The sequence below is a fragment of the Confluentibacter citreus genome, from assembly GCF_002807055.1.
Lineage (GTDB): Bacteria > Bacteroidota > Bacteroidia > Flavobacteriales > Flavobacteriaceae > Confluentibacter > Confluentibacter citreus.
In genome coordinates, this window is the sequence record NZ_NIXN01000001.1 from 180,362 (window position 1) to 195,983 (window position 15,622).

Below are 15,622 nucleotides of genomic sequence, written 5' to 3' on the forward strand. Positions count from 1 at the left end.
AAAAATTAAACTAACTGATGACTACGTTCCAAGTAGTCGCTTTATTCTTATAACTAATTCATTAGGACTAAATGGTTTCCCCATGAAGTCGTTGGCTCCTAAATTAAAAGCCTTAAGTACCATTTCTTCTTGCCCTGCAGAGGAAAAAACAATAATAGGTGTATTTAAATTGAGTTTATTTCTTAAATGGCTTATAACTTCAAGGCCACTTACAAAAGGCATCATAATATCAGATAAAATCAGGTCTGGACTCATACTTTCTATAAGATCGACAGCTTGTTTACCATCTGTGGCAACAAATAATTCATAGCCTTCTTTTTCCAACCTGAACTTTAGGAGCAATGAAAGTGTAGAGTTATCCTCAGCTAAAACTATTTTCTTTTTATTCATTTTCCATTAAATTAAGTTCAATCTGTACTTCTTTTTTTATTTCTTTAAAAGCACATAAGACACCATAGGCTGTTTCCTCGATTGTTTCAAGATTCACTTCATTCCTAAAGCTGTTTTCTAGTTCTACTATGGTAGACTCCATACTATAAATACCAAACATGCTAATATTGGGTTTAATCTTGTGGGTAGCATCGTAAAGCAGGTTCCAGTTTTTATTGGGCAGTTCCTTATCTAAAACGGAGATATAATCATCAACCATATCAATAAATAAATGCATGATTTCCCTTTCTATGGGTACATTACCAAATGTATTTTCCCTTAAAGAATTTAAGTCTATGTACTTATAGGTTGTTTTTACCATGGCGTAGTTTTAAACGTATAATTTGGGGGTTTAAAGTGTGGCAAGATAAAAAAATAAATCGATAAAATGCATTAAAACAAGATAAAATGCAAAATATTATTTATTTTGTATAACATATATTACAATTAATGTTGAATAATGTAAAAAAAATCAAAAAAATAAAGAAAATCTTACTAAAGAAGTTTATTTAAAAGGAATAAAAAATCTTGATTATTTATGTGTTCCATTAATAAAAATATTATTTAACGTTTTAGTAAAATAGAAAGCAAACGTAAGATGTTCTGGAAAACAGAAATTCAAACTATGGTATTTAAAGCACCTTATAGTGAGAAGATAGATGTTGCCATCATGGTAGCAAATCCAAAAAACTACTTACCAAAACGTAATCGATGAATATGAATTGATTATTATTGGTGGTAATTAAAATAAAGAGGATGGTCTATTTAAAAAAAAGACCACAATTGTTTTAGAAGAAGAAAAATTCACCTACAAAATTTTATCAAAACTCAATTTTGTTAGATGAAAAACAGTAGTGTTGATTTAGCGCTCACAATATTTATTTACAAACCCGTGGCTTAAGGGATAGTAAAATTAAAGGGAAGTTAAATAACTTCCCTTTAATTTTACTTTTAATTTAAGACTTTCCTAATATCCTGAACATCCCAGTTCCACAAGTAGGACATTTACCTTTCATTGCTTTTCTCCCATTTTTCATGGTTACTTCGGCAGAATCCTTGATCTCTTTTTTGTCTTTACATTTTACACAATATCCTTCCATAATAAATATTTAGATTTTTGGTTTGATTAAACTATATTTAAATATAGTTTTAATTTACAAGACAACAAATAAAAACAATAAAAATTCACTTTTACTTTACCTTATTTGGCTTTAAATGAATCTTTCTGCAAAATTTACTGAAATAATCTAACGAAACACACTCTAAAATGGAAATGACATTTAATCAAAAAATTGATAAAATTGGGTTCCAAAAAAAGATTTCAACTTTAATGAAACGAAAAAAGCTCTAAAAATTAGAGCCTTTTCAACAATATTTATAATATAAAATTAAATTTTTGAATTTTTAAAATCTCCATCTACCAACCTCCAAATATTTAATGGATTTTCATTTTTCAACTCATTTGGCAAAATGGCATTTGGATAGTTTTGAAAACAAACGGGTCTAACAAAACGTTTTATGGCTCCAGTTCCTACAGATGTGGATTGAGGTGCAGTTGTTGAAGGGTATGGCCCACCATGAACCATAGAGTGGCAAACTTCAACGCCTGTTGGATAACCGTTTACAATAATTCTTCCAACTTTCTTTGGTAGAATATCAAACAACTCTTTATACTCCTCTAAATCTTTATCTGTTCCAAAAACAGTCGCTGTAAGATGACCGCATAAATTTTTGGCTGCTTCAATAATCTCACTTTTTGAATTAGCCTCTACCAAAACACTTGAAGGCCCAAAGTTCTCTTCAGATAAATCCTCATGTTGGTTAAAATTCTCTATAGATGTTTTAAAAACTCTTGGAGTACCTGCGTTTGGAGAATCCCCATTCAATCCAACGGAAAATTCTTCTACATTACCTATTCCTAAGGTTCTTTCAATACCTTTATCATAGGCTTTTTTGATTTCTGGTGTCAACATAACCCCTGCAGGCGACTCACTTATTTTAAGTTTTAATTGGTTATAGAATTTACTAAGGTCATCCGATTTCTGCACAAAGGAAAGTCCTGGGTTTGTACAAAATTGTCCTACTCCCAGTGTAATAGATCCTGCCATGCCCGCAGCAATATCTTCACCTTTTTCTTTTAATGCTTCTGGTAGAATAAATACTGGATTTGTACTGCCCATTTCAGCAAATACAGGAATAGGTTCAGGCCGTGCATTTGCATAATCAAATAAGGCTTTACCACCGCCATACGACCCTGTAAATCCAACCGCTTTCACACCTGGGTGTTTTACTAAAGTTTCTCCTACAGATCTAGCATTCCCAAGAATTAGGGAAAACGTTCCTTTTGGCATACCACAAATATCTATAGCTTTTGCAATAGCATCAGCTACCATTTTAGAAGTTCCAGGATGTGCTTTATGTCCTTTAACAATAACCGGGCAACCCGCAGCTAAAGCAGAAGCTGTATCACCTCCTGCAGTTGAAAACGCCAAAGGGAAATTACTTGCTCCAAAAACAACTACAGGCCCTAATGGTATTAACATATGTCTAATGTCCGCTTTAGGTAAAGGCGCTCTATCAGGAATGGCGGTATCAATTCTTGCGTCAACCCAAGACCCTTCTCTTACCAAGGAAGCAAACAGTTTTAGCTGACTCATGGTTCGGCCTCTCTCACCTTGCAATCTAGCAATAGGAAGACCTGTTTCTAAATGACATCGTTCTATAAGCGCATCTCCTAAGTTTAATATTTCATCTGCTATTTGATCTAAAAAAGCAGCTTTCTTCTTATTATCTACTTTTTTATAAATATCGAAAGCTTCTGTAGCCATATTTACAACCGAATCTATATGCTCTAAGGTTGCATTTTCAAATGGCCCTTCTAACTCCTCGTTAGTAGCCGCGTTTATTGCATAAAATGTACTTTGATTACTCATTTATTTTAGTTTTATATTAGTTTTATGTTTTGCTTATTTATTAAGAACTCAAAATATTAAAATTCCATTTTTTCATTAATTTATCTGAAATTGACATTTTGAAAGAGGTTAAAAATACAAAAAATTATATTTAATAGTAGCCTTAGTGGATAGTTTAAAGTTTAATTAACTTTTAACAAATTTGAATATATCCGTATTTTAATTGGACATTATTTAGATTGAAGATGGATGCTATTATTTAACTGACTTGGATGAATAATATTTATATTTTATCGCACAAAATAATAAAGCATCCCAATCTTCTATAAAGAAGAAAGGAAAGCTTTCTATTTTATAAAATTGAAAACCTCAACTTCACTGCATTTAACAGGCTTTAAAGCGCCGGAAAAAACAACGCAACTAATTTTGGCAGAAAAACTATGTATTAGCTTTTACTTGTTTTTTAGGTTTTTTTACTTGGCTTTTACCTTTTTTCGAACTAGCTCTATTTTTTAACTGGTGAAACTCAGCCGAACCGGGTTTTATGCCAAGCTGTTTTGCTATCACTCCCCAACCTTTTGCTTTATGTTTCCGGTAAACAATTAAAACGTCATCTAATGGAACTCTTGCTATTCTAGAGATTTCTAAAGATAAATACATATCGCCAGGAACCATGCCTAAATTCACACCCATATAATCAAGTTTTTTTTCTGAGACATTATAAGACAAGATAAGATCTTTTCTAAAAGAACTTAAATCTGAACGGGCTTGAGTATTTATAATATTTAGATCAGAATCCAACTGCACATTGCCGCTGTTAAAGGATATCTGAGCTGAAACCAAATAAAAATTGAATGTAAAAACAACTAAAAATAGGTATTTCATAGGGTAAGGATTTGGGTTAATACATCATAAATTTACGATTATTATTTGATTTTGGTTTAGATGCCAAACTTTTTTGTAATCATTATTTCATCAAGAAGTCTTTTGAATTTTTAAATTCCTGAGCATATAATAAGTTCGGGCAAGGGATAATTAGAATGAGTCATTTAAAACTTGTATAAAACAAAAAAGCATCCCAATTTTTCAGCAGATTGAAGAAAAGAGATGCCTTTTATATAGCAAAACAACTGATTATCGAGTAAATAGCTACCTACTCTCTAAATTCATTATATTTAATTTCTCTCTTTAGCACCTGATTAATAGCGGTTATGTTTAAACTAATCAATCAACTATGCTAAAAAAAACATTGCTATTTTCAAACAAATGCTCCATAACTTCAAAATTGGAACAGCTTGTTATAAATTCTGAAAACACCAACAAAACCATTCCCATTGAAGATATTGGCTTTATTGTTATAGACAATCCTGAAATTTATATCAGTATTCCTGCGCTAAATTTGCTTGTTGAAAATAATGCATCTGTTATTATTTGCAATAATTCCCACGTACCAAACGGCATGTTCCTAAATTTAAATAGCCACCACATTCAACAAGAAGTATTTAAAACCCAAATTGAAGCTAGTGCGCCATTAAAAAAACAATTATGGCAACAAACCGTTGTTGAAAAAATTAAAAACCAAGGACTTTTATTAGAAAAGATAACACAAAACAAAAACAAGTTTGAATACTTATCAAGTAAAGTATTGAGTGGCGACACCTCAAATATGGAAGGTGTTGCTGCCAACTTTTATTGGAAATCATTTTTTGACATAGATTTTAAACGTGAACGTTTTGGCGATTATCCTAATAATTTCCTGAATTATGGCTATGCTATTTTACGAGCCGCAACTGCTAGAGCGTTGTCAGGAAGCGGATTGCTCAATACTTTAGGGATTCATCATAAAAGTAAATACAATGCTTTTGCTTTGGCGGATGATATTATGGAACCTTTCAGGCCGATAGTTGATGAAGCTGTACATTATGTTATGCAACATTATGATGAACAGGATTTAACAACTGAAATAAAAGCAGAACTACTACAAATATTAACCCGAACCGTTTATTTTAAAAGCGAAAAAAGTCCGTTAATGGTGGCTTTGCAAAAAACCGCCAGCTCTTTACAACAATGCTATAGTGGCGAACGCAAAAAAATAAAATATCCAAAATTATGGAACTAAATGGTTACAGGCTTATGTGGTTATTTGTATTTTTTGATTTACCAACCGATACGGCAAAAGACCGCAAAAACGCCGCAGGTTTTAGAAAAAACATTATGAAAGACGGATTTACCATGATGCAATATTCTGTTTACATGCGCCATTGTGCCAGTAGCGAAAGTGCCGATGTACACGAAAAACGGCTTAAAAAATTATTACCCCCATTAGGTAAAGTAAGCGTTTTAAGAATAACCGATAAACAATTTGGTAATATTATGAACTTTTGGGGTCGTTCTGAAGTACCCAAAGAACCACAGCCCACACAATTGGAATTGTTTTAAAATAAAAAAAATGCCTCAATCTTGCCTTATCACTGCAAAAAAGAAGCATTTTTTATTACGATATATTACGATATTATATTGATTATTAGAAGGTAACGAGCCAACTAATATCGTGTTTTCTAATCTTTAATCAAACCACAACGAGGCAATGCTGTTGTATAAACCACAGAATAATATCGTGTTTTCTAATCTTTAATCAAACCACAACGGGGTCTGCCTTTAAGGTCATCGTGTAATTAATATCGTGTTTTCTAATCTTTAATCAAACCACAACGGATGAAATATCATTGTTTAATATAGCCTTAATATCGTGTTTTCTAATCTTTAATCAAACCACAACAAATACTGAATAACATCTGTTTGAAGTTCTAATATCGTGTTTTCTAATCTTTAATCAAACCACAACTACAGCTCACCTGTGTCTTTATTGATAACAAATATCGTGTTTTCTAATCTTTAATCAAACCACAACAAACATCGCACCATCCTTCAAGAAAGTATCAATATCGTGTTTTCTAATCTTTAATCAAACCACAACAAGTTTGCACCTTCAATATTTACTTTATTTAATATCGTGTTTTCTAATCTTTAATCAAACCACAACGTACACTACACTGTACCAATAGCACACACAATATCGTGTTTTCTAATCTTTAATCAAACCACAACAAACGCATCACTCATATTTGTAGAAAACAAAATATCGTGTTTTCTAATCTTTAATCAAACCACAACTAAAAGTTGGTTTTACTATTTCAAAAAAAAAATATCGTGTTTTCTAATCTTTAATCAAACCACAACCGTTAGGGTATTTTTCTATTCCAGCATCATAATATCGTGTTTTCTAATCTTTAATCAAACCACAACATGATACACATCATAGCGTAAACCAGGAATAATATCGTGTTTTCTAATCTTTAATCAAACCACAACTCCAGCGTTCATTGGTACGCCATTCCATTCAATATCGTGTTTTCTAATCTTTAATCAAACCACAACGGTTAATGCTTCGTGGTGTGCTTCAAAATGAATATCGTGTTTTCTAATCTTTAATCAAACCACAACTATATAATTCTAAATTTGTTATTCTTGACAAATATCGTGTTTTCTAATCTTTAATCAAACCACAACTAAATAGGTTAAGTTATAAGACCGAAAAAAAATATCGTGTTTTCTAATCTTTAATCAAACCACAACTATTAGCTTTGTTTTGCGTGTGTGTATCTAAATATCGTGTTTTCTAATCTTTAATCAAACCACAACTAGAAATGTACCTGTTTTGGCTCTTATCATAATATCGTGTTTTCTAATCTTTAATCAAACCACAACTAACGGACGAACAAATGTTAGAGGCTTTGAATATCGTGTTTTCTAATCTTTAATCAAACCACAACAGGTGTAATGATTCCTTTGGATGAGTATGTAATATCGTGTTTTCTAATCTTTAATCAAACCACAACTGGTCTAATATCACCGCATATTCGGTGCATAATATCGTGTTTTCTAATCTTTAATCAAACCACAACTTCAAGGACATTGTAAATACAAGGTACAATAATATCGTGTTTTCTAATCTTTAATCAAACCACAACAGCACTAGATATATTATTAACTCCTGCCCTAATATCGTGTTTTCTAATCTTTAATCAAACCACAACTAAGATATGCCATTAATAGATATTTATAAAAATATCGTGTTTTCTAATCTTTAATCAAACCACAACACCTGGAGATATACACATGACTACGACAAAAATATCGTGTTTTCTAATCTTTAATCAAACCACAACGCCCCTGTCAATCGTTGCTGTTCTATGTCAATATCGTGTTTTCTAATCTTTAATCAAACCACAACAGTGGAAGGTTATACCGATGTGATGGCGTTAATATCGTGTTTTCTAATCTTTAATCAAACCACAACAGTTATTGCCTAATAACGAACTACCATATAAATATCGTGTTTTCTAATCTTTAATCAAACCACAACTATTCTATAAAACTATTGTTTTCGCCACGAAATATCGTGTTTTCTAATCTTTAATCAAACCACAACAACAGATGTTAAAAAGTTTTACATAGCAGTAATATCGTGTTTTCTAATCTTTAATCAAACCACAACCAATATCATCTGATAATAAAATTCATTGTAATATCGTGTTTTCTAATCTTTAATCAAACCACAACTATTTTATTCGTTAATATTATCCTCAATAAAATATCGTGTTTTCTAATCTTTAATCAAACCACAACATGTTTATGAAAGCCAATTAGCAACTATAAAATATCGTGTTTTCTAATCTTTAATCAAACCACAACGTTATATACAAGTGGCAACGCAAGGCTATTAATATCGTGTTTTCTAATCTTTAATCAAACCACAACCATTCGTTGAACAGCCCTATCCTATATTCCAATATCGTGTTTTCTAATCTTTAATCAAACCACAACGGTAATAATGTTACTGAATTACAGTTTGATAATATCGTGTTTTCTAATCTTTAATCAAACCACAACCGACTTCCCTCATTTGTGTGAATAAATCTTAATATCGTGTTTTCTAATCTTTAATCAAACCACAACATAATAGTTGTACGGTTTCATAGGTTACTAAATATCGTGTTTTCTAATCTTTAATCAAACCACAACATAGCAGTATTTTAAACGAATTAAAATTAAAATATCGTGTTTTCTAATCTTTAATCAAACCACAACGTAAAATCCGTTGGCAGAAAATCGGGAGATTTTCCGTTGTGGTTTGAGATGTTTAAGATTATGAAAATCTTATGTCAATGAACTTTTTATATAGTCATTAAAATGACAAATTATGCTCTTTTAATTTTTCCTGAAACTGAAACTTTAACTCTCAAAGGGTTAAAAGTGTCCCAACCTGTTTTTCCTTCTCCAAAGCTTTGGATTCTTACATAAAAAGGTTGAAAATTATTCTGAATTGATGCTTCTGTATTTAACCTAAATTCATAAAATTTAGAAGACAACTTTTGTATCCTATACAAATGTTCTTTCAAAACTTCATAATCTGGATTTTCCCAATTAATTTCTTCCTCTTTTAAACCCAACAAAAACATATCATTGATATGTAAAGTGGTTATAATTTCTTTTCCGTCAATTGGTAATTTATATACAGATTCTCCTGTTCGCTTCCGTTCTACAACAGTCCAAAAAGTGACCACTTCTTCTTTTAAGTTTCCTTTTTCATCTTTATAAATTAAAACATGATGATTATTTCTTGGATTCACCCATTGGTTGACATTGTCTTTTAGTTTTTCAGCACCACCAATATTTTCTTTAACCCTTACTTTTAATATAGGTACTGGTTCACCGTTTTTATTAGGCAAGAAAATTTGTGGTTGCTTTATACCATTTTCATCAACAATAAAGAAAGTATTGTTGGGAATAACTCCTTTTACAAAACCGCCTAAAACTTGTATTCGTTTTATAATAAGTAATTTAATGGTTTCGTCTACTACTTTTTCCAATTGTTTTTCGTTAGTCAGACTGTCTATTGGTTTTCTAACATGAAAAGCTTCTTCTCCATTGAACGTTCGCTTTCCAAAAACGGTTTCCTTATGTAACTGCCCACGAGCAGCTATTCCTAGATTTATATGCTTTTTTCCATTCTTTTCTGTTATATGGGTTCTAACCGTAATATCATTTGAAACACGCTTATGTGAGACCAATATGTTTTCAACAGCTTTTTCAGCATCATACCTGAAGGTTTGCCATGGCATTGGAAATTCTTTTAATTCTGGTTTTCTATTATACCTATTCCACTTTGACAATTCTTGAACATACGTCACTTTTGTACAAGCCATAACCAATGCATCAACGGCATGATGCCTGTGGTCTTCACGGGTTTTAGCGTTTTCAACATTTAAAACAGAATTCAATCCCCATTTTTGGCAAAGATTAGAAGTGGCTTGCCCTGGTGAAACGATTACTTTATTACAAATCTTAGAAAGATAATTTTTAGCTTCTTTACTTATATATCTTGTATCGTTTAACTGTCTAGAAGAAAAATCATCATCAAATTTTTGTTGTACAAAACGTTTGAATTTTTGATACGCATTTGGATATTCTTTAGTGTCAGAAAACAATTTTAAAGCTCTTTCTTTTATGGCTGACCAATGGGCTTCGTCATTTCCATAATATTCAAAGGGTGTTTTATTTCCTTTTAAAGTATTTTCTTTAGCGTAACATAAAGTTTTATTTGAAAAACTATCATTTAAAGAACGACTCCAAGGATGGATATGTTCGATTTGAACTTCTCCAGAAAACAATTGATGTACAGAAATTGTTTTTCCTGTGTAAGGACAAACATGCTTACATTCTTCCCATAGTTTGTAAAGTAAGATATTATCATGTGTAATTCTTTGACCTTCTTCTAATAGTCTTGCTTTTATCCTATCATTTTCACGTTCTAATCTATTTTGCTCTTTTCTGATTTTATTTCGCTGTGACTTTGAAATTTTCAAATCACGAGCCATTTCAACATTTATTTCATCAATTTTCCCATGCTCCTCAATTAGTTCATTGACCAATTTTCGTAATTCAAATAAAGCTGTTATTACAATTGGATTTCTTATCGCTTGAATCTCTTTGTCCGCTTCCTTTCCTAGCGGCAATTTTTCTAACAATTCAGTTACATCAATGGTTGCTGAATGATGGTATAATTTGCGTAATTGATTATCTGAAACATTATAATCATTACGAAGAATGTCTTTTATAATATCAATAAATCCGCCTTTAGTTTTGGAACGAATAATTCCTTCCACATTATCAATTATTTCTAATTGTTTTTGATTATTTGTGTCGGAATCATTTTGCCACTTAGAACCAAAAACATTTTTGATTCCACCCATAACCACGGCAACATCATAAGTATATCCTTGCTTAAGAAAAGGCAAAATATTAAATATTGCTTTACGGCTCAAACTGGAATAACCATCTTTAACATTGAATTTTGAAATATCATTTGCCTGTTCTTCAGTAAAATCCCAATTCTTAATGGCATATTCTTTTAAATTAGATTTGCTATCAAAAAAATACAATACATGCCAAATATCTTCTTGTTCCTTTTCTGAAAATTCAAACCATCGTTTACCAAAGAATTTTTTGTTATATAAATTTGAAATAGTATGCGTTCCTACAATTTTATCATCATCTTTATAATTGAATTTGAATTCAGCACTTTCTTTCCCAATAACTTTTCTAATCTTCTTAAATTCAGGCTTTTCATTGGCGTATAGAAATTCTACCATTTTCTCTTTTTCTTCTTGCGAGATTTTCTTTCCGTTATATTCAACTGTATTTACCCATTGCCAAACTCTAAATTGTTCAAATGGAATGGCACTAATTGGACATTTGGTTTTGGTTGGTTCAAAAGAACAATTACCAACTAAATGTTTCTGTGAACGCAATGGTCGTTGATGAAATAAAATACCATCTTCTTTATAACCATCTAATTTTCTGCCACCAAATAATGTTTTTAAATCTTCATTTAAGCTAGAATGGAATTGAGCTTGTTTATTCCAAATCAATTCAAACTCATCAACGTACATTTTACGTGTGGTATACCTATTCCGAATTCTTTCCAAACCATCTTGAAAAGGTTGATTTTCTTTTGGATAAATTTCAAATAAATAAGACCCTAAAGTTTTATCTTGAATGCTTTCTTGTGTTTTAGTAATTCCGATTTTACCTTCTTTTTCGTTTCCTTTAAAAATTGCTCCATCATCATTTCCACCTTTTCTACTATTACTCAAAAATCCACGTCTTTGAATTAAATGATAAAAAATTCTACCAATTTCTTCTAAAGATAATTTTTCATTCAAAGCTTTTTGGCGTAATTCATAAGGATTTAAAGCAAACCAATTTGCTAATTTTTCAGATGGAAATTGCTTGGTTTTTTTCCAATCTTCAAAATCAGTAGTCAGCATTGGGCACATTTTATTTTCGGAAAGTGCCTTCAATAAAATTTTCTTTCTCAATCTTTTTCTGAAAAATTGTCTTCTAACTCCTCTTGCTCCTGTTCTTCCAGCATTTTTAGACATTTCTCGTCCTTCACCTTCCCCTAAATTCTCAACACCCATTGGAAATATTCTGCTTCCTATACCCAAAATCTTGTTTTCAGCATCTTCAATTAATGCCCAACCAATCGAATTAGTCCCCAAATCCAATCCTAAAATCTTTGCCATAATTCTTCGTTTAAAAATTTAAATATAACTAGAATATTTAAATAAAAAAATACCTACAAGTAAGTGTTTTATTTTCTATGAAATTTTGTTATATTTACCACAGATTAAACTTTCTAATCTTTAATCTTATCACAATAAGGCTATATGCCGTAGATGAAAATCTTTAGTCCCGCTTCGGTGGGGCTTTTTTTTGTTCTTTCAATGATACAAATACTTCAACTATTTTTGATATAGGCAATACTTGAAATAAAGAGGTTATATTCTGAGTTATTTTATCTCCTTTTCTACTGGGTATTATCCAGTAAAGAATTATTAAAACAACAATAAAAATCATAACAGCTATTAAATTATAATTCATTATCCTCAATTTTATTTCACAATATTACAAATTAATATGTAATGAGTAGAATATTTTTAAATTAATTTTTTACATTTGTAGAACTTATGACAAGTATATGAATTTATATCATTGTAATGAGTAGTCGTGAGTTGTATTAATATTAAACTTCCCATGATAAGGCTATATGCCGTAGATGAAAATCTTTAGTCCTGCTTCGGTGGGACTTTTTTTTGCATTATATTTTTAGGAAAATAAAAGGAAATGCCATAAAACAAAAAAGCATCCCAATTTTCTAAAAGAAAAAAGGAAAGCTTTCCATCGGCTTGTGCTGAATTTATTTCAGCATCTCAACCACCCCATTTTACTGGGACAACACAACTTCTTTAAAGTGCCAAAAAAAGCCCTAATTTCTCAGAGCTCTTTAGCAATTTTAGCGGTCTGGACGGGACTCGAACCCGCGACCTTCGCCGTGACAGGGCGACATTCTAACCAACTGAACTACCAGACCGTTGCTTTATTGCGGTCCTGCCCGACTAAAATATTGTTCATCTTAATCGTTCAGGCGGGTGCAAATATACATGCCTTTTTTTATATGGCAAATGTTTTTTTGTGTTTTTTAATTTTATTTTAATTAAGCGCTATGTTATAATCTTTTACCATAAAATAAACAACTTTAAAACCAATAGTTTGTTATCCCTCCCCTTTGGAAAGGCTAGGCGGGGCTTCTAAACAAATTTTTGGCGTTCTATCATATACGTCGTCAATATGGTATTGAAATCCTTATTGATATCGGCCTCTACATAATTAATTTTATATTGTGCACATTTTAAACGCAATGCATTAAAATAGGTGCTCACCGCAGTTGTGTAATTTTCCTTAATGGTATCGGCATACAGGTTGATATAGTCGCCGGTCTCCACATCTACAAAGCGTTTTGGGGTATTATCAAAATTAAAAGTGAATTCTTTTTCTTTATCAAATACATGAAATAAAATAACCTCATGCTTATTGTACTTTAAATGCCTAAGCGCCTCAAAAAGCTTGGTTTCCTCTTGAGTGGTTTGGAACATATCGGTAAATAAAAAAATCATGGAGCGCTTGTGGATTTTCTCCGCGATTTCATGAAGGTACTTATACGTGTCCGTTTGCTTATTTATGGGTTTTGAAACTACCACATTGGACAACCTATTAAGCAACATTTGATGATGGCGTTCGCTCCCTCTTTCTGGTGCATAAAAATCGTATTCATCGCTATAGATACTTAAACCAATGGCATCGCGTTGTTTTTTAAACAAGTACATTAATGATGCAGATGCTAGAGCGGAAAACGCAATTTTGTTTAGATGCTGTATCGAAAAATTTGAGAGTTCGGGGTAATGCATGGAACTGCTATTATCGATGATGATGTGGCAACGCAAATTGGTTTCATCATCATAGCGTTTGGTATAAAGCTTATCTGTTTTGGCATATAACTTCCAATCGATATGGCGCGTGCTTTCGCCTTGATTGTACATTTTGTGTTCAGCAAATTCAGCAGAAAACCCATGAAACGGACTTTTATGCATGCCAGAGATAAAACCTTCAACCACTTGTTTTGCAAGTAATTCCAAGTTTTTAAATCCTTCAGCTTTATTAAGTTCGTTTTGTATATTCATAAGCCCCACCCAGCCTCCCCTGAGGGGAGGAGCAACCATTAATTCGTATGTTTAGTCCTTAATTATAACGTTTTAGGCTAGACTTAAATTATTCCATCAACGATACCATATGTTACAGATTCTTGTGCGCCCATCCAATGGTCCCTATTAAAATCCTTCATGATTTTTTCAAAAGATTGTCCGCAATTTTCAGCCAATAGTCTCGCACTTAATTCTTTGGTTAGTATAATTTCTTTTGCTGTAATTTCAATATCACTAGCTTGTCCACGTGCCCCGCCACTTGGTTGGTGAATCATCACTCGGGCATGAGGCTGAATAAACCGTTTGCCTTTTGTTCCGGCAGACAAGAGAATGGAACCCATAGATGCGGCAAATCCTGTACAAATGGTAGAAATATCACTGTTTAATGATTTAATACAATCATATACTGAAAAGCCTGAGGTCACGTAACCACCCGGGCTATTGATGTATAAATGAATATCTTTTGTTTCTAAAGCATCTAAATACATTAATCTATCTATCACATGTTTAGCCGATTTATCATCTACTTGACCCCAAAGGAATATTTTACGTTGTTCTAATAACTTACTGTCTATAGCGTTTTGAACTTTTACTTTATTACTCATAATCTATTAATTTTTAACTAAAATAAAAAAAGGTTTACCATAATGGCAAACCTTTTCAATTTTCTTTTTTCATTTATATTATAAAAGCGAATCAATAGCTTCTGTATAAGCCGCCTTTGGTGCTACACCTACCTGGCGACCAACAACTTCTCCATTTTGAAACACCAAAACGGTTGGTATGTTACGCACCCCGTACTTTGCAGCAAATTCTTGGTTGGCATCTACATCTACTTTTCCAACAACCGCTTTGCCTTCGTATTCTTCACTAATTTGTTCAATGATTGGCCCAACCATTCTACATGGCCCACACCAAGCTGCCCAAAAATCAACCAATACCGGCTTACTACTTTTTAATACTGTTTCCTCAAATGTTGCATCTGTTATTTCTAATGCCATAATATTTATATTTTACGTGTTCGACTTTTAATTTTAAAACACAAATTTAGTCAAAAAAAACTCTAAAGCTTACAAGCTAACAATTTGTTTTACTTATAACCGCATTGTTTAGCGTTATGCTAATTTGGGGATCCCTTTTTTATAAATATATCAGACTGTTAGTTTTATACTTTTCTTTTTTGCAAAGAATGAGTTTTCTGTATTAGGTAAATCAGAAAAGCTTAAATAATGAGATCAAAAAAACAAAAAAAATATTTTTATAGTTAGGATTCCTTACTATATTTGTAATGCAATAATGCAACAAATTAAATTTTATTAAAATGAAAAAATCCATTTTTTATCATGCAGGTTGTCCTGTATGTATTAGTGCAGAACATGACATTGTTGAATTAATAGGTGCCGATAACGTTGAAATTATCCATCTAGGAGAGAACAATTCAAAAATTGCTGAAGCTGAAAAAGTAGGTGTTAAATCGGTTCCCGCTTTGCTTACACCAAAAGGAAATGTGTTACATCTCAATTTTGGGGCTTCTATGGAGGCTGTAAAAGGTTAATTTTTGCTTTTTAAAGTTAGGATTACTAACTTTGCCTGTCAATATTATTAAGTTGGCAG

At 31.8% G+C, this 15,622-nt stretch carries 12 protein-coding genes, 1 tRNA gene and 1 CRISPR repeat array; of the genes, 3 read left to right on the top strand and 10 right to left on the bottom strand.

Annotated elements, in window-relative coordinates:
* Positions 1 to 21 precede the first annotated feature (21 nt).
* From CDH49_RS00745 to CDH49_RS00760, 5 genes are all read right to left on the bottom strand, one after another.
* Positions 22 to 390 carry a response regulator transcription factor gene (locus CDH49_RS00745; protein ID WP_100613410.1) on the bottom strand — a complete coding sequence of 123 codons (369 nt, stop codon included), beginning with the start codon at positions 388 to 390 and terminating at the stop codon, positions 22 to 24.
* The gene (locus CDH49_RS00750; RefSeq protein WP_100613411.1) at positions 383 to 751 is read right to left on the bottom strand and encodes an Hpt domain-containing protein; all 369 of its coding nucleotides are present in this window, start codon (positions 749 to 751) and stop codon (positions 383 to 385) included. The genes CDH49_RS00745 and CDH49_RS00750 overlap by 8 nt, the downstream gene beginning before the upstream one ends.
* 634 nt (positions 752 to 1,385) lie before the next feature.
* On the bottom strand, positions 1,386 to 1,529 hold the full coding sequence (locus CDH49_RS15605) for a DUF5679 domain-containing protein (protein WP_157805255.1): 144 nt from the start codon (positions 1,527 to 1,529) through the stop codon (positions 1,386 to 1,388).
* Positions 1,530 to 1,817: 288 nt separating this feature from the next.
* On the bottom strand, positions 1,818 to 3,362 hold the full coding sequence (locus CDH49_RS00755) for an aldehyde dehydrogenase (NADP(+)) (protein WP_100613412.1): 1,545 nt from the start codon (positions 3,360 to 3,362) through the stop codon (positions 1,818 to 1,820).
* Positions 3,363 to 3,779: 417 nt separating this feature from the next.
* Complete coding sequence (locus tag CDH49_RS00760) at positions 3,780 to 4,226, bottom strand: hypothetical protein (protein WP_100613413.1); 447 nt, start codon at positions 4,224 to 4,226, stop codon at positions 3,780 to 3,782.
* Between the two features lie 349 nt (positions 4,227 to 4,575).
* Between CDH49_RS00760 and cas1 the strand changes: the two genes are divergently transcribed.
* Positions 4,576 to 5,460, top strand: coding sequence for a type II CRISPR-associated endonuclease Cas1 (gene cas1 / locus CDH49_RS00765; RefSeq protein ID WP_100613414.1), 885 nt, complete (start codon positions 4,576 to 4,578; stop codon positions 5,458 to 5,460).
* Positions 5,451 to 5,780, top strand: coding sequence for a CRISPR-associated endonuclease Cas2 (cas2, locus tag CDH49_RS00770; protein WP_100611031.1), 330 nt, complete (start codon positions 5,451 to 5,453; stop codon positions 5,778 to 5,780). Before cas1 ends, cas2 begins: the two co-directional genes overlap by 10 nt.
* A 106-nt stretch (positions 5,781 to 5,886) precedes the next feature.
* A CRISPR array of direct repeats spans positions 5,887 to 8,492; the repeat unit is 36 nt; unit sequence AATATCGTGTTTTCTAATCTTTAATCAAACCACAAC.
* A 110-nt stretch (positions 8,493 to 8,602) separates the two neighbouring features.
* Here cas2 and cas9 read toward each other — a convergent pair.
* From cas9 to trxA, 5 genes are all read right to left on the bottom strand, one after another.
* On the bottom strand, positions 8,603 to 11,992 hold the full coding sequence (gene cas9, locus CDH49_RS00775; protein WP_100613415.1) for a type II CRISPR RNA-guided endonuclease Cas9: 3,390 nt from the start codon (positions 11,990 to 11,992) through the stop codon (positions 8,603 to 8,605).
* Between the two features lie 774 nt (positions 11,993 to 12,766).
* Positions 12,767 to 12,840: transfer RNA gene (locus CDH49_RS00785), tRNA-Asp, on the bottom strand.
* Positions 12,841 to 13,057: 217 nt separating this feature from the next.
* The gene (locus tag CDH49_RS00790) at positions 13,058 to 13,987 is read right to left on the bottom strand and encodes a DUF58 domain-containing protein (RefSeq protein WP_100614430.1); all 930 of its coding nucleotides are present in this window, start codon (positions 13,985 to 13,987) and stop codon (positions 13,058 to 13,060) included.
* A gap of 83 nt (positions 13,988 to 14,070) precedes the next feature.
* A complete protein-coding gene (locus CDH49_RS00795; RefSeq protein WP_394344558.1) occupies positions 14,071 to 14,613 on the bottom strand; it encodes a ClpP family protease in 543 nt (180 codons plus the stop codon).
* A 78-nt stretch (positions 14,614 to 14,691) separates the two neighbouring features.
* Positions 14,692 to 15,009, bottom strand: a complete 318-nt coding sequence (trxA, locus tag CDH49_RS00800; protein WP_100611039.1) for a thioredoxin — start codon at positions 15,007 to 15,009, stop codon at positions 14,692 to 14,694.
* A gap of 320 nt (positions 15,010 to 15,329) precedes the next feature.
* Between trxA and CDH49_RS00805 the strand changes: the two genes are divergently transcribed.
* The gene (locus CDH49_RS00805; RefSeq protein ID WP_100613418.1) at positions 15,330 to 15,563 is read left to right on the top strand and encodes a thioredoxin family protein; all 234 of its coding nucleotides are present in this window, start codon (positions 15,330 to 15,332) and stop codon (positions 15,561 to 15,563) included.
* Positions 15,564 to 15,622 lie beyond the last annotated feature (59 nt).